Here is a 20386-nt window from a genome sequence, read left to right on the forward strand (position 1 = left end):
CTCGTTTTCAAGAAATTTCACCTATAAATTCATGTCAAATCATATCGTTTTTCACTTAATCTCTCAGATTAAGATTAGATTGATTGATTATTTATCAAAATCAGCATAACCATTTTCATCGAAGAAGACAGTCTTACCGTCTTGGAAAGTGATCCATGTGTTTGTCACACGTTCTCCAAGAACTGATTCGTAGTATTCCACTCCTTTTGGTGTGCTGATTGGGCTACCTTTAACTTGACGTCCCAAATGATCAAAGTAATACTCTTTACCATCGATATTTTGGCGTCCTGTTACAGCCTTACCATCTTTGAAGTAGTACCAAACATTGTTACCAGTTGTCAAGAAACGGTTATTGATACGTTCACCTGAATCTTTATCATAGTATGAAAGTGAACCGTCAGCATTCTTCACAAAGTCACCTTTAACTTGGCTACCATCTTCTTTGAAGTAATAGTTTTTACCGCCAATGCTATAGGCACCTGTCACGATTTCACCATTATCTTTGGCATAGTACCATGTCTTACCACCATCAAGAGTGAAGAAATCAGATTTGACTTGGCTTCCATCAGCATTGAAGTAATAGTTAAGGTGGTCAATTGTTTGACGACCTGTGGCGAGGTTACCATCCTTATCAGCATGGTACCACTTGCCGTTTACTTCGAAGAACTTGTCTTTAACCTTGTAACCATTATCTACAGTGTAGTAGCTGATCTTACCGTTTTCAGTAACAAAATCACCTTTAACTTGGGCACCATTTGCACGGAAGTAGTATTCGTGACCGTCCAAAGTAAGGGCACCTGTCACATTCTTACCAGCTGCATCACGGTAGAACCATGTTGAGCCATCAGTTGTGTAGAATTCACCCTTCGTAGCTTGTGCATAGCCTTGATCGTTGAATTCATACCAGATACCATCGATTTCTGCCCAACGGTTTGTATAGGCATTACCTGAATTTTTATCGAAGAAGTAGAGTTTCCCATCTGGAGTCACATACTTAGTACCTTTAGCTTGGAAGCCATTTTCATCAAAGTATTGCAATCCTCCACCAGCATAAGTCAAGCCAACAGCCATTTCTCCAGTTGGTGAGAAATAACGGAATTTAGCTTCTGTTTCTGAAGTACCTTCTTTCGGTACATCGAATACAAAGTAACCATCTTTGTATTGCTCACCAAAGCTACCAAAGTAATAATATTTACCATCTTGTTGATAAATAGAATCACGAAGCTGTACACCATTTGGCAAGAAGAAATAAGTCTTACCATCGATATCTTGACGACCAGTCAACATATAACCTTCTTTATCGAAGTAATAGTAATTTCCAGCATATTTAATGAAAGCATTCTTAGCTTGGAAACCACTATTATCAAAGTAGGCCATACCCTTACCATCATAGTAGAAACCTGTCTTACCACCTTGGTCTGTCAAAGGTTTTGGCAAGAAGATGCCATTATCAGTAACTTGATAATAGCGACCAGTAGCATCGTTGCTGAGAACATAACGATTACCACGACCAAGGATATTAGTACCATTCATGTACTTAGCAGACCATTGCTTGATTTTAACAGATGGATCAATCTTCTTACCAGTTGATATCATCACATCTTCAAACAACTGTGGATATTTCTTTTGGAGCTCATCAAGGAACTCACCACCATATTGAGCTTGGAAGTCCTTACCTGATGATTTAGAATTTGCAACATATAAAGTGTTATTGATATAAGCATTGGCCTTTGGAGTACCATAACTATTAGCACGTGTTGCTGTTACAACTTCTTGTCCTGGCAATTGGTAAAGTTGATCTGGAACCCAGTCAGCAATTGCTTGAATACCTTGCTTGTGAAGCGCCTTAAGGGCATCACGAAGATCTTCTTTAGAACCGTATTTGTTATTCTTACTCATGGCAAGGTCATAACGGTCAGTAAAGGCATAGCCATTTTGGATAACAGAATCAAGGAAGGTACGGTCATCAGCCGATACAAATTGAGGAGCCATCTCGAATGATGTGATTCCCCATGACTTGAAGAGTTCTGCATTTTCTGCAATCAATTTATTAGTATATTGGCTATCTTTTTCAACAAAATCTTGGAAGTTTGAGAAACCTTCATAGATAACTTGTGAGTCCAATGCTTCAGTAGCAGAAAATGTCTTGTCAAGTTTCTTATCTGAACCTTTAACACGGATATCTTGGTTATCAGGCGCACCTACTGGTACCCAAACACCAAGATAACCTCTCATATCAACAGTTCGATATCCCTTGATTTCATCTCCACTGAAAGTCAAGTTCCCTTCAGCATCGGTGTATTTAATTTTTCCAGCTGCAGCTGCATCATTCTCGTAAGTGACAATTCCCTTATCAGTACCAAGAAGTAATGGACGGTAGGCTTGGTTAGCATGAAGTTTACCCATGTTAACTTTCAACGTACCATCACCCAGTGAGAAATCCTGATTATTGGCAATAAGTGTCAACATACCAGAATGTTTACTTGTTTCTGCTACACCCGTAGTTTGGTCAGCAGTCATAATATCTTTACCGTAACGAACAGATGACAAGATTTCTTTTCCATTGAACGTGTCGACTTTCATCGATTGTCCACCTGAAACATATTTCATACGGTTCTTCAAGAGCGTTGTGATAGCATCGTAGTAAGGAGACTTGGTAGCCATATATTGGCCGTTATCCGTATAAAGATCTCCATAATAAACACGAGTTACCTGCTCCATATTTTGAAGAATCAAAGCATAGGCAGCTGGAATATTGTTAATAGTATAACGTTTTTCTGCCTTCTTCATATCTTCATTATAGATTTCAAAGGCACGTTTCAATTCAGCATCAGTCATGGTATAACCATCTGATTTTTGATTGATCTCTTTTTGAACGATATCACGAATGATATCTTGAACAAGGTTATCATGAGCACGCGCAAAGATGTAGTTAGCTTGTGTATCTCCATACTTACTATTATTTGTACGGTCTGTCAAACTGCTAGTAATCAAATCTTTCAATGAAGAGCCTGATCCATAAAGTGCACCCATAATTGCATAACGAAGGTTATTATCCATGGCAAGGGCTGCACCATCATGTTTTTGATTATAAGCATTATCATTTAAATCCCAAGCTTCAAGGATAGAAATGTGAGCGAGTGCATTGGCTTCAGATTTATCCACACCAAAGGCTGCTCGGAAGTAGTTTGTATAAACTTGGAGAAGGTCTGCATCAACATTATCAACTGCATCAACACGGATACCATCAAAGTTAGCATCCTTATCACCCATAACAATTGATCCCCAGTTCACAAGATAGTGAATTTGGTTCAACTGCTCAGCTTGCACAACTGGATTTGAGTTATCAACGTCATTGGCAAGTAGGAATTCATAACCACCCAAATATCTTCCTGTACCATTTAGAGAACCATCTTGGTTACTTGGTGTACGGTTAAGCAAACGGTAATCAGAATTTGCCCAAGGTGTCTTGTCATTATTGACATAAAGAAGAGCTCCCCCTTGAAGGTGGTCAGCAAGGGTATAGTTTTCAGTTGTAGTATTCCACTGGTCTTGTTCTTTTACAAAAGACTCAATTGCTTGACGAAGCCATTCAGTTGATTTTTTAGCTGAAATTTCTTGTTCAATCTTAATTTGAATTGTCTTAGCAGCTGCATTCAATTCAGATTGACTTTGGCTGGTTGAATAAGTTGCGTTAAGGTTAAAGTGTTTAGAGAAAGTATTGAGGTAGGCAACTTGTGTATCTACATCAGGCCACCATGCCATCAAAAGTGGACGAAAGTCTTTCTCAGTTGATACACGCCATTTTTCACCATTTTCCAAAATAGTGACTGGACGATACCAGCTGTTTGGTGTCAAGTATCCATCTACCAACTCGAAGCTTTCTTTCTTAGAATCGTAAGCACGATTATGTGAAGAGAAAGCATCAACTAGATTAGTTGTACCTGGTGTGAATGAGTGTGTTGATGTGCTTGTCAAAGCACCGTCTTTACCGAAGTAAAGCAACTGGCCATTAACTGAAACAGCAAAATTTGTTTTGTATGAACCATCTTCCTTGACATAATAGTATTTACCATCAACTTGTTTGATGTTGTCCAAAGAGAGTGCTGCTGTTTCTTCTTTTTCAGTAACACCAGATTTTGGTTTTTCAGCTACTGTAAGCGTTGTATCTGTCGCAGTCCAAGTTGCAGCTGGTGTTTCTGTTGTCGCACCATTTGCTACTGCTGCACGATCAGTTGCTGCTGGTGCTGCCGTATTAGTAGTGGTGTCTGCTGCAGTGGTTACTGCCGCAGGAGTTTCGACTGTTGTAGTATCAGCAGCCTTGTCAGTTGTTACTGCTGTCGCATCTGTCGTAGCAGTTGCTTCAGGAGCGGCTACTTCATGCGTTTCTACCACAACATCGCTTTCAGCTGTCGTAGAGGCAACTGGTTTCGTTGTTTCATCGGCTGAAACCTTTTGATTAGCTACTGTAGCACCACCTACGATAGAGGCAAGTGCTGCCGAAGTGACGGCAATCGTCACCCACTGCTTCTTAACTTTGTGAAGCTTATAATGTACCTTTTTTCCCATTTTCGGTCCTCATTTCATTTTCCTCGTTTGAATAAAAATCTACATAATTCAAACAATTTCATTATAGCATATTTTTTTTAAGCATTTGGAAACTTTATCAGCCCTTTTAACTTTTTAATCATAATGTAAATTGAACAACATTTCGATAAATATTAAAAACTACCGAATGTCGAAAACGGTAGTTTTTTCTATTTTTTAGGAAAATTTTTAGAAGTAATCGAGAGGTGAATAAGCTATCTCTATTCAATCACTTAGCGATTTTCAAGTCAGCTATTAAGCAAAAACCACATTATGTTGGACCCTGTAGCTAACTAAAAAGAGCAAGGTTTCTGTAACTAGTTTTGCCAGAACCAAGCCTAAACCAATAGCAACTAGACTACTAAGTAAGAAATAGTTACAGGCCAAGAGGACCAGGACCAACATAAAGTAGCGAACACTCGACCTAAAGAGGGAGCTTGTCGGATTAAAGACCACATTGGCGTTCAGTAGACACTGGCTGGAAGCCGAAATCACACGAGCTAGCACGACCGAAAGGAGCAGATTCTTCGTCAAGGCAAAGAGCACAAATAAGGCTGTTGCATCAATGACTGAGGCCAAAACGGCCGTGCCAGAGAACTTTAAAAAAGGGCTGTAAATACGGATGGAATCACGAATGGGCCGAAAGTGCGAACTTTTATTTTCCTCCAGATAAACGGTCTCGATAGGGACTTCAGAGATTTGATGGCCTGACTTTTTGGCTTCAAGCAACATATTAAACTCGTACTCAAAACGATTGCCATCTAGATTAAGCAACCATGGAATCAGGTCCGTTGACATGCCTCTAAGCCCCGTCTGGGTATCCGTTACCTTCTGACCAGTTACTAGACGAAAGAGCCCCGCAGTCACTTTATTTCCAAAGCGGCTTCGTGCTGGCACTTTACCAACAAAGGCACGCGCACCCAAGATAAGATGGCTTGGATTTTCCTCAGTCGCCTTGACTACACGGACAATATCCTTAATCAGATGCTGACCATCACTGTCAACTGTTACTATAGGTTGAGCTGACAGATGTTGGCTGACCACTTCTTCTTGGATATAAGCGAAAGCAGTCTTTAGAGCAGCTCCTTTTCCTTTATTAATCGGGTGTTTAAGGACCGTAGCTCCAAAAAGAGCTGTTTCATCGTAATAGTCGTTATAGCGTGGACCACTCCCATCATTGACAACAATAATGCGTGATTTAAGGAGTTTTAAAGTAATATCTTGAACCACCTGAATCAGGCGAGTATCTGGTTCATAAGCTGGAATAATAATATACATAGGCACTTCCTTTCTGTTTCATCCTATGATTCTTTAGTGACCTCCGCTAAAGCCACCTGGTTGCCCACCACCTTGGGGACCACCATCACCTTGGGGACCACCATCACCTTGAGGGCCACCCCCACCAGGCATTGAGTTTTCAATCTTAGTTTGTTTTTCACCATTGATAGTAATGTCACCACCGGTATAGGTCGCTGTACCATCAAAGTCAAAGCCAGACTGACCAGTCAAATTGATCGTTCCTCCCGATACAATAATATCGCCGTTAGAGTCAATTGGGTCTGTATCGCCCTCGCCAACCTCAACATTTAGGGTTCCACCAGTCATCTTGAAGAAAACCTCACTTTGACTGGCATTACTATTAGCAGCATTGATACCGTCATCTGTCGCATAGACATCGATATTTCCGCCATTAATAGTCACAGATTTTCCTTGGATACCTTCGGTTGATTTTTCAACTTTGTAAGTACCGCTATCAATAATCAGGTCACCTGAGGCATGAATACCGTCGTCACCAGCCTTGATAGTCATGGTATTGTCAGACAGATACATGGTACCTACTGATGTGTCGTCATCATTGTCGACCTTAACGGCATCTTCTTTCGCTTCAATGGTCATGGTTGTTCCTGTGATATTAAGTTCATCGTTGACATTGAAGGCATCACCGACTGAGGTAATCTTATAGGTACCCCCATTCATATGAAGACTGTCATTTGCTTTAATACCATTGTTTTTCTTGGCATCAATGTTTAGAGTACCTGACCCATTAATGGTCAAATCTCCCTTAGAGAAAATCACGGCATCCGCATCTTCATCACTATTAGAACTTGAATCAGAGAGGGTGCTAGTGGTTCCATCTTTAAGCGTTAGGTAGACATGCCCGGCTTTTGTAGCGTTGATTGGTGCATTTGTATTTGTCATGGTAGCACCATCTAGAACAATATGGACATCATCTGAATCCCCAGCATCCACCTTGATTTGCACACCATCAGATTTTCCAGAAATGACGTAAGTCCCAGCTTTGGAGATGGTTACGGTTGAATCTGATACCGTTACGCCATCACCTGAAACATCCGCAGATGAGCCTGATAACTTAATCTTAGAGGCAGAACTTTCATCATAAGATGTGTCCGGGTCTTTTGAAGTGAAATAGTTGCTGTTGTTATTAGTCGTTTTCTTACTAGTTGTTGCGGTTACAGCACTTGTTTTTGATGTCGTGCTTGACGTCGTCCCCGTTGCTTGACTGTTTGATTGGCTACAAGCTGCCATGACTGTTAGGGCTGTCGCACAGGTTACTAAAGTTGTCCATTTTTTTAGTTTTTTTGATTTCATATATTTTTCCTCTCGGGTTCGTTTTGATGATTACAGTTTACGGAACTTCCCTAAAACATTTCTGAAGGTTAACTAAAACTTTTCTTAAGTTAAGTTTGGTGAAAGTTTAGCTTAGGACTTCTTTCAGAAAAGTTCCATAGACTAATAGGCGAGCAAGTAAGTGCTTTATAGAAATAATACATTTGCTCTCAACTTTTCTACTATAAAAAAAGAATTAAAACAATAAGTCGACTGTTTGGAAATAGATGTTCCTGCAACAGATTCCCTATTTTCCTGGGAGTTGCTTTACGGCTTTGTATCTTATCTATAAAAGGAGTTTTTTCATGGTTAAACAATTGGAAACACGTTTTAAACGTATTGAAACAAAATATGTGGTCTCAAAGGACAATCTTGAAGACCTGCTCGCTGATCTCAAGGAGTATTTGGTAGAAGATGATTATCCGACATCTACCATTTCAAATATTTACTTTGATACGGATAATTTTGATGTCATCCAAGATGCCCTTGATGGTAATCATCGTCAAGAGAAAATCCGCATGCGTACCTACCTAGCCAATCCCCAAATTGATAGCAAGGTCTTTCTAGAGGTCAAAGCTAAAGATGAGGAGGGAATCGGTCATAAGTTTCGTCTCGTTTCAACACCGCTTGCCATCACTAACTTGATGACAGACGGTAAGAATCATAGCCAAATCACCGATCGTCAGCTCTTGCAAGACATTCATCAGTTACGCCAGCGTTATGATGAAGGTCTCAAACCTCGTATGTATATCTACTACGACCGTTTTTCAATGAAAGAAAAAGAGACTATCCAAGGCTATGCCTACAATAAAGTTCGTGTTACTCTTGACCAAAATTTGACTTACCGTGATGAAGACGTCAGTCTCTTCAAGGGAAATCATGGGTTTCCCCTTCTTGATGAAGATACGATTATCATGGAAATCAAGGCACCTGGTCAAAAGCCAGACTGGCTTCAAGCTATCTTAGACAAACATGGTTTGGAAGAGCAGAAATTCTCAAAATACAGCTGTGCCTATCATAAGTCTCAAGGTCTAGATTACGGGCCACATCCAGTTCAAGAAAAAGGAGCTGCTGCCTATGTCTAATCTCTTCAATTCTATCTTTAATGATGCGACTGCAACTGCCAGTCCTCTTCAACTCATGCTGGCCTTACTGGTCAGCCTTGTTTTAGGCTTGGCCTTGACCTGGACTTACAAATATCGAACCCTCTACACCAGAGAATTTGTCATCAGTTTGACCCTACTTCCATGCTTGATGACCCTAGTTATCTTCCTTGTCAATGGTAGTTTGGGGACCTCTATCGCCGTGGCGGGGACCTTTAGTCTCATTCGTTTTCGTTCAGCGACTAGTGGTTCCAGGGAGCTAATCGCCGTCTTCATGGCCATGATTATCGGTCTGGCATCTGGAACAGGCTATCTGCTACTGGCCGTCCTCTTTACCGTCTTTCTTTTAGCTGTTTGGCTTCTTTTGGAAAATCGTCAAAGTCGTACCGACAACCAACGTCGTAGGCTCCTGACCATTAACGTCTCCTACCAAGACTTGATTGATCAAAAAATCACTAAAACATTGCTCAATTTCACCAGCGAATGTGACTTGATTTCTCTTAACACCACTGGTGGGGGCGAGAGCATGCAACTGGTCTACGAAGTGGACTTGAATCCCCAAGTGGATGACTTCCAATTGACGAATCACCTTATCTCAAGTATTGAAAATTGTGACCTTGCCCTAACCAAAAAAGCTAAAAAGAAAAAGAATTTGTAAGATAAAAAACATCTCCAACTAGTTTTTGGAGATGTTTTTGCATGTTTTGAGGTTAGTGTTTTCACTTAGCTATTACCTATACTTCTATGCCGCCAGTATGGAGTGCGAGATTATCGGCAGAAAGTAAAATATCTGCTAATCATCTTCATCTTGGACAACCTTACCATCTTGTATATTAAAGGTATAGCTAATGTGATTGTAATTATCTTCATCAGTTGTGAAAAAATAAAATTCGTACTCTCCGTCTGGAAACTTGCTAGCATCCAGTTTAGTTGCTGCCTCTTTTAAATCTTTCTTGCTAATATTTTTTGAGTCATGTACTTTTATTTCCATAGTGACAAGGTGTTCTTCAATCATTGTTTGGTATGGAATTTGATAATATCCATAAAAATCATGCTTGCCATTTTTACGGTTTTCCTCAGCTAGATGCTTTTTACGATTACCAGCCTCTTGATCTATCGTAGTATGATCTCTGAAGGAGAAATCTTCGATATCAAGGCCTAAAGATTGCTTCTTAAGCTCCTTAAAGAGTTTCTGCTCTTCTTTTTTTACAGATTTTTGTTGTAAGTAGCTTTCCCAATAATGACTTGGGGTCACATATTCTTCACCATTAACTGTCCAGTCAAGATTAAAAGTAATTTTTGAATCTAATGATATAGTTTGATTGTCGTAGGTTTCCTCTGAATAGGTATAATCGACATAAATGCCTGCACTATCTAGAATCACCTTTTTGATATTCTTAACTTGGACCTTTCCCTTAAAACCATTATGAGCCAAGATTTTTTGCGTTTTTTCCCTGGCTTTTGAGTAAGCATTTGGAAGTAGCACTGTGCAACGAACTAAAAGAATAGAACAAAGGAGAAGAATAGCTAAGCGAGAAAGCTTTAAAATATTAGGAGTATTTTTCTTCATAGGACATCTTTCCTTTCCTCAATGATTTGTATAAATAAGCACACCAAATCCTTCAAATAAAACGAGCTTTCTTCACTCCTATTATAGCATTTTAAAGCGCTTTCTCATGGTAGTTAGAGGGACAAAATCATTAGAATTCCTCTAGCAAAAAAGCCTGAATCATCACTTCAGGCATTTCTTTTTAGTCTCAATCAGTTGAGATAATCCTCAATAATCCGTTACTTCTTTTCGGTCATGGACATTGCTTTGCTTGCCCTGACGTGCTTTAAGTACGGCTTCAACGTCTTCAGGGCTGACCCCTGTTTCAACGAGCATAACGGCTAGGTGATAGAGGACGTCTGCTGTCTCGTTGGCAATTTCTTCTTTATCAGCATTTTTGGCCCCAATCACAACTTCTGTCGCTTCTTCGCCAACCTTTTTAAGAATCTTGTCTAGCCCCTTGTCAAAAAGATAATTGGTATAAGACCCTTCTTTGGGATTCTTTTTACGATCTAAGGCTTCCTTATAAAGTGTTTCTAACATAGCTACTCCTATCTGTCTTGTCTGTCATTATATATATCCGTAAAGAAACAGCTGTAGGCTCCTGTATGACAGGCTGCTCCTTCTTGTTCCACGGCGATAAGCAAGGTGTCCTGATCACAGTCAGTCTTGATGCTTTTAACATGTTGGAAATGACCAGATGTGGCTCCCTTATGCCAAAGCTCATTTCTAGAACGGCTCCAGTAATGCATTTGTTTGGTCTCTAGGGTCAACTGATAGGACACCTCATTCATATAGGCCAACATGAGCACCTGTCCCGTCTTGTAGTCTGTCACAATGACTGGTACAAGTCCCCCTTGTTTATCAAAATCAAGTTTAACCTCTGTCATCGTCTCACCTCAATTCCTGCATTTGCCAAGACTTGTTTGGTTTCGCCTATATTTACCTCACCAAAGTGGAAGATAGAGGCTGCTAGTGCACCAGTCGCTGTTGTCATTTCAAAGACCTCTACAATGTCCTCAATATTTCCCGCACCACCAGAAGCGATAATCGGAACATCAACGACTTCCGCCACACGATTTAGCATTTCCAAATCAAAACCAGACTTAGTGCCGTCCTTGTCCATGCTGGTTAAGAGAATTTCTCCAGCCCCCAAGGCGACGACTTCTTGAGCCCATTGGATGAGGTCCCTACCTGTATCCTTACGGCCACCCGCCACAAAAACATGCCAGCTCCCATCAGCCATCTTTTTAGCATCAATCGCAGCCACTACACACTGATTCCCAAATTTTTGGGCACAATCAGCGATTAGCTGCGGGTTGGCAAGGGCTGAGGAATTGACCGCAACCTTGTCAGCACCGGCTTTGAGCATCTTGTTCATGTCTTCAACTGAACGGATACCACCACCAACTGTGAAGGGGATAAAGACCTGATCGGCAACGCGTCGCACCATGTCAACCGTTGTTTCACGATTGTCTGAAGTCGCTGTGATATCTAGGAAAACGAGTTCATCACAGCCAGCCTCATAGTAAGCACGTGCAGAATCAACAGGATCACCAACATCTGTCAGATTCACAAAATTAACCCCCTTAACGACACGACCGTCCTTGACATCCAAACAAGGAATAATACGTTTTTTAAGCATATTAACCTCCGAAAGACTTGAGTTGGTCTAATGTGATATTGCCGTTATAGTAAGCTTTACCGACAATGGTTCCTGCCACACCAATCTCTTGTAGGTGATCTAAGTCGGCTACTTCTGCAATCCCACCGGAAGCGATGACTTTGGCGGTTGTGAGTTCAGATACCAAACGTTTGTAGTGATCAAGATTGGGTCCTGTCAGTGTGCCATCTCGATCAACATCAGTATAGACAAAGAGGGTTACGCCCATCTTTTCCATTTCCTTGGCCAAGGTAATATAGTCCACATTGCTGGTTTCCAACCAGCCTTCAGTAGCGACAAATCCTGCCTTAGCATCAATACCTACGACAATTTTATCAGCACCAAATTCCTCTAAAGCTGCTCTAACGAAGTCAGGATTTTTAACGGCCATTGAACCGATAATGATACGGTCGATGCCAACTGCCAAATAATCACGAATCTGCTCCAAGGTACGGATACCGCCACCAACTTCGATGCCAAGTCCAGAAACCTTCTTGACATTTGCAATCAAGTCACGGTTAGTGGCACGACCATCAAGGGCACCGTCCAAGTCGACGACGTGAATAAATTGAATGCCCGCATCCTTAAAGGTCTTTGCTTGCTCAATAACGTCTGGATTAACAATGGTTTGTTGGTTGAAATCTCCTTTGAAGAGACGAACTGCCTGTCCATCCTTTATATCAATTGCTGGTAGAATTTGCATCTCCCCTACCATCCTTTCTAAGTGAAAAACTTTGCTCTCAAGAGCTTTTAGGCTTTGCATAAACCTACAAATTGTTCAATAATACCTAAACCAATATCACCTGATTTTTCGGGATGAAATTGAGCTCCATAAACATTGTCTTTATGAATCATGGCTGGCACCTCGATACTATAATCTGCGGTAACATCAATATATTGGCTAGGGACATCCGTGAAATAACTGTGAACGAAGTAGACAGCTTGGCCGTCTAAACCATCTGTCAAAGGGCTGGCTTGCTTAACAGCCAAATCATTCCACCCCATATGTGGGACAGGTTGCTCCTTGCTGGCTGGAATAGCACGGCAAACACCTGGAATAAAGCCAAGACCATTTGTTTCCTCATGTTCCAGTCCTTTTTCCGTTAAAATCTGCATGCCTAAGCAGATTCCTAAAAGTGGAACTCCCTGTGCGACGGCCTCTTTGATAACAGCTACCAAGCCTCTTCGCTCAAGCTCTGCCATGGCTGTTGGATAAGCACCCACACCAGGCAAAATCAAACCATCTGCAGCTAGGATTTTTTCTTTATCGGCAGACAATTCTGCAGTCACACCGATCTTTTCAAGGGCACGCAAAACATTGGCGGTATTCCCCGCATCGTAATCAATGACGATAATCATAGCATCCCCTTTGTTGAGTTTACACCATGAATATCAGGATTAACTGTGATAGCCTCACGCAAGGCACGTCCTGTTGCCTTGAAGAGACTTTCTGACTTGTGGTGATTGTTTTTTCCGTGGAGAATCTTGAGGTGGAGATTCATCTGAACATTGAAAGCCAAGGCTTGAAAAAATTCTTCTACCAATTCTGTGTCAAAATTACCCAATTTTGGATTATCAAAACTAGCATCAAAGACCAAGTAGCTACGTCCAGACAAGTCTAAACTTGCCATTCCAAGGGTTTCATCCATAGGTACAAAAGCCGTTCCATAACGATTGATACCTGCTTTATCGCCCAAGGCCTCTTTAAGAGCTTGACCAAGGACAATACCGACATCTTCAACGGTGTGGTGACTATCAACCCAAAGGTCGCCATCAGCCTTCACCACCAAAGACATACGGCCGTGACGGGCAAACAAGGTCAACATGTGGTCAAAAAATCCGACACCTGTTTGAATATCTACCGGTTCTTGAGCATCCAAATTGAGGCTTAACTTAATTTTGGTTTCAAAGGTATTACGTTCAATTTCTGCTTGTCTCATAACTTCTTCCTCTACTCTCTCAATTATTGTCGTTTCTGACTTCAATAGCCTTAGCGTGGGCCTGCAAACCTTCCGCGTAAGCCAAGGTTGTGATATCGTGTTGAGCCTTATTGACTGCTGCTTTGTCATACTGCGTATATTGGATACGTTTGACAAAATCGTGCACACCTAAAGCTGATGAAAATCGGCTGGTTGCTGTCGTTGGAAGAACGTGATTGGCACCAGCATAGTAGTCACCAATTGGTTCACTGGTAAAGTGACCAAGAAAGACGGAACCAGCATTCTCCACTTTTTCTAGGTAATCATAGGCCTTGTCCATAGCAATTTCCAAATGTTCTGGCGCAACCAAGTTCATGAGTTCAAACATAGCATCTGTATCATTGGCAATAATAATTCGGCCGTTATTTTCGATAGATGGACGAGCAATCGCCTCACGTGGCAAAAGCTTGAGTTGACGTTCAATCTCACTTTCAACTGCATCAGCCAAGGCTTGAGAATCTGTTACCAAAATGGCGCGTGCACGTGTATCGTGCTCTGCTTGAGACAAGAGATCGGCTGCCACATAGGTTGGATTAGCACTACTATCAGCAATAACACCGATTTCTGATGGTCCTGCAATCATATCAATACCGACAATACCGTAAACTTGCTTCTTAGCAGTCGCTACGAAAATATTTCCGGGACCTGTAATCTTGTCAACCTTTGGAATCGTTTCTGTACCAAAAGCCAAGGCCGCAACCCCTTGAGCCCCACCGACTTGGTAAATGCTATCCACACCAGCCAATTTTGCGGCTACTAGAATTGCAGGAACAAAGTGTTCTTGTGGCGGCGTAATCATAATAATCTCTTTAACCCCAGCAATTTTAGCAGGGATGACATTCATAAGAACTGATGATGGATAAGCCGCAGTTCCTCCAGGCACATAAACACCTACACGATTGATGGGACGAATCAATTGACCACGAATAACACCCTCACTTGGTTGGTCCTCAAAACCAGCCTCCAACTGATGCTTGTGGTAAGATTCAATGTTTTCTTTGGCATTAACTAGGGCTTGGTAAACCTCTGGATCAATCTCTTTAAAGGCTTGATCAATCAAATCCTGTCCAACCTCAAAATCAGTCAAGTCAACCTTATCAAATTTAGCTGAATAGTCACGAAGGGCCTCGTCTCCTCGTTTTTTGACATCCTCAATAATGGCTTGAACCGTGCTTTCAACGTCTCTATTTTCTTTTGAAAGTTCCAATTGCTCCTGATAAAGAAGCTCAGCAATTTCTTTATTTGTTCCAGTTAATCGTTTCATTCGAACGGTACCTCCTCGTTCCCTACAAGTGATTCAATCTTGCGAATGAATGGCAGGACTTCCTTGTTATTTTTCAAAGAAGCCTTGTTCACAATCATTCGTGCTGAAATACGGCAAATATCTTCATAAACTTTTAGGCCATTTGCAACAAGGGTATTCCCAGTTTCTACAATATCGACAATGGCATCTGCTAGACCAATGACGGGGGCAATCTCAACGCTCCCTTGAATCGAAATGATCTCGACATCCTCACCCTTTTGATTAAAATAATCCGTAGCAATGGTTGGATACTTGGTCGCAATACGTTTACGTTTATGGTCATCAGGGTTATAGTCTCCTGTTGATGCTACAGAGAATTTACAAAGACCAAAATTAAGGTCTAACATTTCCAAATAGCCTGTCGGATGTTCGACCAAAACATCCTTACCGACAATCCCAATATCTGCGACGCCGTGTCTAACATAGGTAGTCACATCTGGAGCTTTGACCAAGAGAAAACGGAACCGGTTGTCAGGACTCTCGAAAATCAAATTACGTCCTTTATCGGCCATGAAAGACATATCAAAGCCAGCTTTTTCCAGTAATTTAACCGTATCTTTCTCAATACGTCCCTTGGTCAAGGCAATTGTGATTTGATTGCTAGTCATCCAAGTCACCTCCAAATTCCACATCGTCATGTACTGCTTGATAAACTGAGTCGATATCAATGGCCCAGCCAACCGCTGTTAACTCGGTAGCTCCAAAGCGTTCAAATAGTTTATCGTAACGGCCACCTGATACAAAGGCATCTGGTACCTTGTCACCGAAGACCTTAAACATCATGCCCGTGTAGTAAGGCACTGCTGGCAATTGAGCCAAATCAAGCGTCGTCTCTGGGAGACTATCTGATAAACGATTAGTTAAAACTTCCAAACTATCCAAGGCCGTCAAAAAGGCTTCACTGTCTGTTAACTGTCTAGCCTTGGTCAAGACAGCATTTGTCTCACCAAACAAGAAGGGTAACTGCTCCAAGACCTTGTCATATTGACTTGGATTTTCTTTGGTGAACTCCTTAAGACCGGTGATCGATTTGTCACGGATATAGGCCGCCAACTCTGCTTCTTTTACAGCTGGAAGGTTTAATTCTTCAAAAATGAGTTGTAGGAGGCGGGCATGTGAAAATTCAAACTTGTAATTTTTGACCCCTGCAGCATCTAGAGCCTCTTTAGCAGAAGCTATTGCTTCTTCCAATGCCTGATGAACTGGAAAACCAATGATTTCCACACCAGCCTGCGTATGCTCATTGGACAAGCCACGCATCTCCTCATTGTAGTTAAAGACTTTTCCAGAGTAAGAAAATTTGATCGGTGTATGAACTTGAGTCGAAGCAATCACACGCCCAATTTGGCTGGTAATATCAGGACGTAAACTAACAAGATCTCCATTTTTGTCAAAGAAATTATAGTTTCCATTGTCCACAAGATCACTAAAGACTTCGAAATGCTCTAAGGTTGGTGTCTCAATCCGAAGAAAGCCCTTTGTCATCAACAAGTCACAGATACGGTGTTCAATCTGATACATGGTACGGGCACGTTTGAAAAGTTTATCGTGCATTCCTAAGGCTAATGTCGTTTTTTTCATGCTTGTAACTCCTGTATTGTCATTAATACGTGCTCCATCTCATCCTGCGTCCCAATAGAAATGCGTAGTCTGTCTGAAATACGCTCCACTTTTGGAAAATAACGGACATAAATTTTCTTACTTTGGAGGTAGTCAAACAATTGACCTGCAGTCACTCCGTGAGGTTTGACCAAAACAAAATTAGTTTTTGAAGGTAGGATATCAAAACCAATCGCCTGCAATTCTTGGCTAAACCAGTCACGTGTTGCCATAATCTTTGCGCAAGTGTCCTCATAGTAGTCCCATGACTTAACCGCTGCAGTCGCCAAGACTTCCGCAATGCTATCCACATTATAGGGGTTGACCGAATTTTTGACGGCATTGATTACAGCCATTAGTTTAGGACTTCCGATGCCATAGCCGACACGCAGACCAGCAAGGGAGGCATCCTTAGAAAAGGTCCTAGTGATAAACACATTGTCATACTTTTCTAGGAGTGGTAAGGCCGTCTCCCCACCAAAGTTAATATAGGCTTCGTCAATAATCACAACAACCGACTGGTTAGCCTTTACAATCTCCTCAATTTGATCGAGCGGTTTACAAATACCTGTTGGCGCGTTCGGATTAGTAAGGACGATCCCACCATTTTCCTCCAGATAATCTTGAGTAGCTATCTCAAACGAAGAGCTCAAAGGCACTTCTCTAAAAGGGATGTGGTACAAATCTGCCCAAACCTTGTAGAAACCATAGGTCAAATCTGGAAACAAAACTTCTTCCTCGCTATTAAAGAAAGCTAGGAAAGCCATTGACAGGATATCGTCTGAGCCATTTCCGATAATCACTTGATCGGCAGGCACACCCAACTGTTCAGACAAAGCCTGACGTAAAGCTGCTTGATCCAAAGTCGAATACTTGCGTAACTGATAGACATCAAAGGATGCTAAAGCTTGATGGACTGCTGGACTTGGTCCATAGGCATTTTCATTAGTATTCAACTTAATGATATTTTTCTCAGCAGGCTGACTACCCGCTACATAGGGTTCAATCTTTCGTAATCCTTTGATTTCCATAGTTTATCCTTTCTGTTCAACTCCGACCAATTGTACTACTAGCTACAAATGCTAAAAGCAAGGGTAACAAAAAACGCCCTCACAAAAACAACTTTTGCAAGGACGTTGGCACGTGGTTCCACCTTAATTCGAACAGGGGTCGCCCCCTCTTCCTCATGAAGTCACAAAATCTCTCTTGTAACTCCTAGTCTCTAACGGAACCACCCGTCGTACACTACTGTCATCCAGAGTTCGCATACGCTCTCAAGAATGTGTCGTCTTTGATCTCATGCGTTCTCAGCTTCCCGCATTCTCTGTGAAACGATCTGACTTTTTCTATCAACGATTTAGATTTTAGTTCATTTTACCTAAAAATTCAGAACAAAGCAAGTCTTTTTTGTATATTTTTATAAAAACTTGAATTCCTTGTATATTTAATAGCCAAAACAAACTGCTGTGAAATTGAGTTCAAATAAATAAAAAGTTGATGCGGTATCTTTTTACAAACCAAGTGGATCCCTAAAGAGACTTCTGACTGTGATAGTTTAACTGGAAACCACTACTTTTTTCAAGTACTTTCATCACTACAGAAGATCTCGTTCTATCTAAATTCCTATCACAAAAAATCTTGCTCAGTTATTTTTTATGACAATTTCTTTCTACTATTTCCCAAATTGAAATCATTTCTTCATAATATAATTTGTATATTTATCCTAAATAATTTTTCAAAGCAAGACAAAAAGCCTGAAGCACAGCTCCAAGCTCTCATGGTTAAGCCAGTCTTTTAGGTCTGATAAATCCCGTTAGGAGACTCAAACAAAGTAGTCCAGCTGCCACATACCAATAGGGCATATCTACACTAGTTGTACGTCCTGAGACTTCAACAATGCCTTTAACTAAACAAGCACTAGCGACAACAGCGATGGCTGAATTAAAGAGAAGTTTTGAGGCACGATTTCTCACCCAAGACATCCCCAGTCCAGTAAGTAGATAAATAAGTGCTCCAGCCAATGGTGCAAAGAACATCATGCGCATAAACATGGATGATTCGCCATAAGAAAAGCGTTCATAAACAAAGGTAAAGACTAGACTAAAAATGGTTAGACCGATGTAGGTGAAAAAGTGTTTGCTAGCTGATTTTTTAGTAACCGATGTAAACAATATCACTCACCGCCCTTTCTGAGATCTTGTTTCCGTTTGTGGTTGGCTTGTTAATGACTTGACCATTGAAGTACATGGTAGATGAGCCACCACCGTCAAGGTTATAGGCTGTCGTCACACCATAAGATTTCATCAACTCTGCCATTTCATAAAGAGTCAATCCTGACGACTCACTGGTACGACCATCAGAGACAATGACAATATAGTGCACACTGCCGTCACTCTCTTCGATAACGCCGATAGCTGTACGTGGATTGTCAGCCATGGCTTGACCAACCTCTTCATTTTCTGATACAGCTACCTTGCCATTTTCAACCAAGGTTGGACCAAAGGCAAAGGTATTCACCACACCTGAATCAACCAATTTTTGAGCCGTTGTATCGCTTTCCTTAAAGGTCTTGAAGCTACCATCTGAGTAAACGGCAAGGTCCTCGTAATCACTGTTTCGATCAGTATCACGATAGACTTGACCATTCTTAATCACATAACCTGACTGATTAGCCCCATAATAGTCACCATTTATGGCAAAGATAGCATTATTTTGCTGGGCAATACTTGAAGTAGTCTCGGTGATGTTGGTCCCATAGGTATTTTGTGCCAAAGCCGTTTTAAGGTAATCTGCACTTGAAAGCTTGATATCTGCCACATAGTAAGTGGTATCACTAGTTTTACCTGTTGTGATTTTGATATCCATGTTGTCATCTTTGTAAGTTGTATCCGTCTTAGTCACCTTACCAGTGCTGGTAGATGCTGTCGACGAAGCTGTGCTTGAGCTAGTCGTATTGGCTGAAACCGTCGACACCGCAGAAGGGATGACAAAGACCTTTAAGAGAGAGTAGACATTTGCCCCCATCAGAAAAAGGGTAAAGAGTAAGGCATAGGCATGCCTTTTGAGAAATTTCATAGAAGACCTCCAATTTTGAAAGATAAGATTGAAACCATAAGTTCCTTTTACTTGACATTAGCATAACAAGCAAAGCTTAAAATCTTCTATAAATCCCACAACCACGCTTTTCCTTTAAGTTTTCCTTAAGAAAAAGACAGCTTCAGTTGAAGCCATCTTTGCTATATAATCATATCTTCAGTAATATCAAATTCTCTCAAGAGCACCAGAATCTTATCAAAGTTCAGACGAAAATGCTCTAACTTATGCCCATCAGAGCCGATAGAATACTTGCAACATCCCAGATCCTTAACAAGGCCCAAGGCATAACGATAAAGATCTTCGTGATGATAGAGATACATACTCTTTGCATTCAGCTCAAAAGCCAAATCATTAGCAATCATTTTCTGGAAAATACGTTTGAGCTGCTCCTCATAGGTTTTTAACTCATCAATAGTCACGTCAAACAGGCGGAAACCATAGTCAAAATGGGCCAGAACATCTGCGTCCACACGACCAATAGCGTACTCCAACTTGTCCAGATACTCTTGAATAATGCTTGCCTTGTCCATATCAGCTACCTCATCATCAAGATAATCATTGACCCCATTATGGTGAACAGAAAGCAGTTTGAGATCATAGTCCTTCCCATCCAAAAAGTCTAAAATATCGCTTTCTCTAGGCTGGTAATAACCAATCTCGATGCCACGTTTAATACGATTGCCATACTTGAGGTTAAGACTTTCGATTTCGTGACTATAAGCCTCGTACTCGGGCACATCGTCCTGTTTGGTATAAGGATTAGAGAGATCGTAATGCTCAGTCGTTACAATTTCGCCATCAAAATGTGTCAAATAGTCAGTAAAGTTCGCATCCGAATCATAGGAATGATGGGTATGCAAATGGTTATCACGAATAGAC

General features: G+C 41.2%; 19 protein-coding genes. 2 read left to right on the forward strand and 17 right to left on the reverse strand.

Annotated elements, in window-relative coordinates; genetic code table 11:
- Positions 1-87: 87 nt before the first annotated feature.
- The 3 genes from H7T99_RS01250 to H7T99_RS01260 form a co-directional block, all read right to left on the reverse strand.
- Positions 88-4569 carry a glycoside hydrolase family 70 protein gene (locus tag H7T99_RS01250; RefSeq protein ID WP_037601051.1) on the reverse strand — a complete coding sequence of 1494 codons (4482 nt, stop codon included), beginning with the start codon at positions 4567-4569 and terminating at the stop codon, positions 88-90.
- A 273-nt stretch (positions 4570-4842) separates the two neighbouring features.
- Positions 4843-5865 (reverse strand): glycosyltransferase, encoded by a 1023-nt coding sequence (locus tag H7T99_RS01255; protein WP_037601048.1) that lies wholly within the window; start codon positions 5863-5865, stop codon positions 4843-4845.
- A 33-nt stretch (positions 5866-5898) separates the two neighbouring features.
- Positions 5899-7197 carry a carbohydrate-binding domain-containing protein gene (locus H7T99_RS01260; RefSeq protein WP_037601045.1) on the reverse strand — a complete coding sequence of 433 codons (1299 nt, stop codon included), beginning with the start codon at positions 7195-7197 and terminating at the stop codon, positions 5899-5901.
- A gap of 323 nt (positions 7198-7520) precedes the next feature.
- On the opposite strand from H7T99_RS01260, the gene H7T99_RS01265 reads away from it, so the two are divergent.
- Both H7T99_RS01265 and H7T99_RS01270 read left to right on the forward strand, forming a co-directional pair.
- Positions 7521-8300, forward strand: coding sequence for a polyphosphate polymerase domain-containing protein (locus tag H7T99_RS01265; RefSeq protein WP_037601043.1), 780 nt, complete (start codon positions 7521-7523; stop codon positions 8298-8300).
- Positions 8293-8976 (forward strand): DUF4956 domain-containing protein, encoded by a 684-nt coding sequence (locus H7T99_RS01270; protein WP_037601039.1) that lies wholly within the window; start codon positions 8293-8295, stop codon positions 8974-8976. Before H7T99_RS01265 ends, H7T99_RS01270 begins: the two co-directional genes overlap by 8 nt.
- 135 nt (positions 8977-9111) lie before the next feature.
- On the opposite strand, the gene H7T99_RS01275 is transcribed toward H7T99_RS01270, so the two are convergent.
- From H7T99_RS01275 to H7T99_RS01340, 14 genes are all read right to left on the reverse strand, one after another.
- Positions 9112-9888: a hypothetical protein gene (locus tag H7T99_RS01275; RefSeq protein WP_080702555.1), complete on the reverse strand. Its 777-nt coding sequence runs from the start codon at positions 9886-9888 to the stop codon at positions 9112-9114.
- 207 nt (positions 9889-10095) lie between these two features.
- Positions 10096-10410, reverse strand: coding sequence for a phosphoribosyl-ATP diphosphatase (gene hisE, locus H7T99_RS01280; protein WP_002884043.1), 315 nt, complete (start codon positions 10408-10410; stop codon positions 10096-10098).
- A gap of 8 nt (positions 10411-10418) precedes the next feature.
- Positions 10419-10757 (reverse strand): phosphoribosyl-AMP cyclohydrolase, encoded by a 339-nt coding sequence (gene hisI, locus H7T99_RS01285; protein WP_037601036.1) that lies wholly within the window; start codon positions 10755-10757, stop codon positions 10419-10421.
- On the reverse strand, positions 10754-11512 hold the full coding sequence (gene hisF / locus H7T99_RS01290; RefSeq protein WP_037601033.1) for an imidazole glycerol phosphate synthase subunit HisF: 759 nt from the start codon (positions 11510-11512) through the stop codon (positions 10754-10756). The genes hisI and hisF overlap by 4 nt, the downstream gene beginning before the upstream one ends.
- Position 11513: 1 nt before the next feature.
- Positions 11514-12233 carry a 1-(5-phosphoribosyl)-5-[(5-phosphoribosylamino)methylideneamino]imidazole-4-carboxamide isomerase gene (gene hisA, locus H7T99_RS01295; RefSeq protein ID WP_037601187.1) on the reverse strand — a complete coding sequence of 240 codons (720 nt, stop codon included), beginning with the start codon at positions 12231-12233 and terminating at the stop codon, positions 11514-11516.
- 47 nt (positions 12234-12280) lie between these two features.
- Complete coding sequence (gene hisH, locus H7T99_RS01300) at positions 12281-12889, reverse strand: imidazole glycerol phosphate synthase subunit HisH (protein WP_008534358.1); 609 nt, start codon at positions 12887-12889, stop codon at positions 12281-12283.
- Positions 12886-13470 carry an imidazoleglycerol-phosphate dehydratase HisB gene (gene hisB, locus H7T99_RS01305; protein ID WP_008534357.1) on the reverse strand — a complete coding sequence of 195 codons (585 nt, stop codon included), beginning with the start codon at positions 13468-13470 and terminating at the stop codon, positions 12886-12888. Before hisB ends, hisH begins: the two co-directional genes overlap by 4 nt.
- Positions 13471-13489: 19 nt before the next feature.
- The gene (hisD, locus tag H7T99_RS01310; protein WP_037601029.1) at positions 13490-14773 is read right to left on the reverse strand and encodes a histidinol dehydrogenase; all 1284 of its coding nucleotides are present in this window, start codon (positions 14771-14773) and stop codon (positions 13490-13492) included.
- Positions 14770-15420: an ATP phosphoribosyltransferase gene (hisG, locus tag H7T99_RS01315; RefSeq protein ID WP_037601026.1), complete on the reverse strand. Its 651-nt coding sequence runs from the start codon at positions 15418-15420 to the stop codon at positions 14770-14772. The genes hisD and hisG overlap by 4 nt, the downstream gene beginning before the upstream one ends.
- Positions 15413-16393 carry an ATP phosphoribosyltransferase regulatory subunit gene (locus H7T99_RS01320; protein WP_037601023.1) on the reverse strand — a complete coding sequence of 327 codons (981 nt, stop codon included), beginning with the start codon at positions 16391-16393 and terminating at the stop codon, positions 15413-15415. Before H7T99_RS01320 ends, hisG begins: the two co-directional genes overlap by 8 nt.
- Positions 16390-17442, reverse strand: coding sequence for a histidinol-phosphate transaminase (gene hisC, locus H7T99_RS01325; protein ID WP_037601020.1), 1053 nt, complete (start codon positions 17440-17442; stop codon positions 16390-16392). Before hisC ends, H7T99_RS01320 begins: the two co-directional genes overlap by 4 nt.
- A gap of 750 nt (positions 17443-18192) precedes the next feature.
- On the reverse strand, positions 18193-18582 hold the full coding sequence (locus H7T99_RS01330; RefSeq protein WP_037601018.1) for a hypothetical protein: 390 nt from the start codon (positions 18580-18582) through the stop codon (positions 18193-18195).
- On the reverse strand, positions 18563-19486 hold the full coding sequence (locus H7T99_RS01335; RefSeq protein ID WP_037601015.1) for a phosphodiester glycosidase family protein: 924 nt from the start codon (positions 19484-19486) through the stop codon (positions 18563-18565). The genes H7T99_RS01330 and H7T99_RS01335 overlap by 20 nt, the downstream gene beginning before the upstream one ends.
- 161 nt (positions 19487-19647) lie before the next feature.
- Positions 19648-20382, reverse strand: coding sequence for a PHP domain-containing protein (locus H7T99_RS01340; RefSeq protein WP_037601184.1), 735 nt, complete (start codon positions 20380-20382; stop codon positions 19648-19650).
- Positions 20383-20386: the final 4 nt, after the last annotated feature.

This window comes from Streptococcus sp. 17.1 (genome assembly GCF_016648655.1).
GTDB lineage: Bacteria > Bacillota > Bacilli > Lactobacillales > Streptococcaceae > Streptococcus > Streptococcus salivarius_E.

Bases quoted from the DNA above. Each gene is read 5' to 3' on its own strand.
- hisD (WP_037601029.1), bottom strand. From the start codon at position 14,773: ATGAAACGATTAACTGGAACAAATAAAGAAATTGCTGAGCTTCTTTAT.
- hisA (WP_037601187.1), bottom strand. From the start codon at position 12,233: ATGCAAATTCTACCAGCAATTGATATAAAGGATGGACAGGCAGTTCGT.
- hisG (WP_037601026.1), bottom strand. From the start codon at position 15,420: ATGACTAGCAATCAAATCACAATTGCCTTGACCAAGGGACGTATTGAG.
- H7T99_RS01270 (WP_037601039.1), top strand. From the start codon at position 8,293: ATGTCTAATCTCTTCAATTCTATCTTTAATGATGCGACTGCAACTGCC.
- H7T99_RS01275 (WP_080702555.1), bottom strand. From the start codon at position 9,888: ATGAAGAAAAATACTCCTAATATTTTAAAGCTTTCTCGCTTAGCTATT.
- hisC (WP_037601020.1), bottom strand. From the start codon at position 17,442: ATGGAAATCAAAGGATTACGAAAGATTGAACCCTATGTAGCGGGTAGT.
- hisF (WP_037601033.1), bottom strand. From the start codon at position 11,512: ATGCTTAAAAAACGTATTATTCCTTGTTTGGATGTCAAGGACGGTCGT.
- hisH (WP_008534358.1), bottom strand. From the start codon at position 12,889: ATGATTATCGTCATTGATTACGATGCGGGGAATACCGCCAATGTTTTG.
- H7T99_RS01320 (WP_037601023.1), bottom strand. From the start codon at position 16,393: ATGAAAAAAACGACATTAGCCTTAGGAATGCACGATAAACTTTTCAAA.
- H7T99_RS01255 (WP_037601048.1), bottom strand. From the start codon at position 5,865: ATGTATATTATTATTCCAGCTTATGAACCAGATACTCGCCTGATTCAG.
- H7T99_RS01260 (WP_037601045.1), bottom strand. From the start codon at position 7,197: ATGAAATCAAAAAAACTAAAAAAATGGACAACTTTAGTAACCTGTGCG.
- H7T99_RS01265 (WP_037601043.1), top strand. From the start codon at position 7,521: ATGGTTAAACAATTGGAAACACGTTTTAAACGTATTGAAACAAAATAT.
- H7T99_RS01335 (WP_037601015.1), bottom strand. From the start codon at position 19,486: ATGAAATTTCTCAAAAGGCATGCCTATGCCTTACTCTTTACCCTTTTT.
- hisE (WP_002884043.1), bottom strand. From the start codon at position 10,410: ATGTTAGAAACACTTTATAAGGAAGCCTTAGATCGTAAAAAGAATCCC.
- hisI (WP_037601036.1), bottom strand. From the start codon at position 10,757: ATGACAGAGGTTAAACTTGATTTTGATAAACAAGGGGGACTTGTACCA.
- hisB (WP_008534357.1), bottom strand. From the start codon at position 13,470: ATGAGACAAGCAGAAATTGAACGTAATACCTTTGAAACCAAAATTAAG.
- H7T99_RS01250 (WP_037601051.1), bottom strand. From the start codon at position 4,569: ATGGGAAAAAAGGTACATTATAAGCTTCACAAAGTTAAGAAGCAGTGG.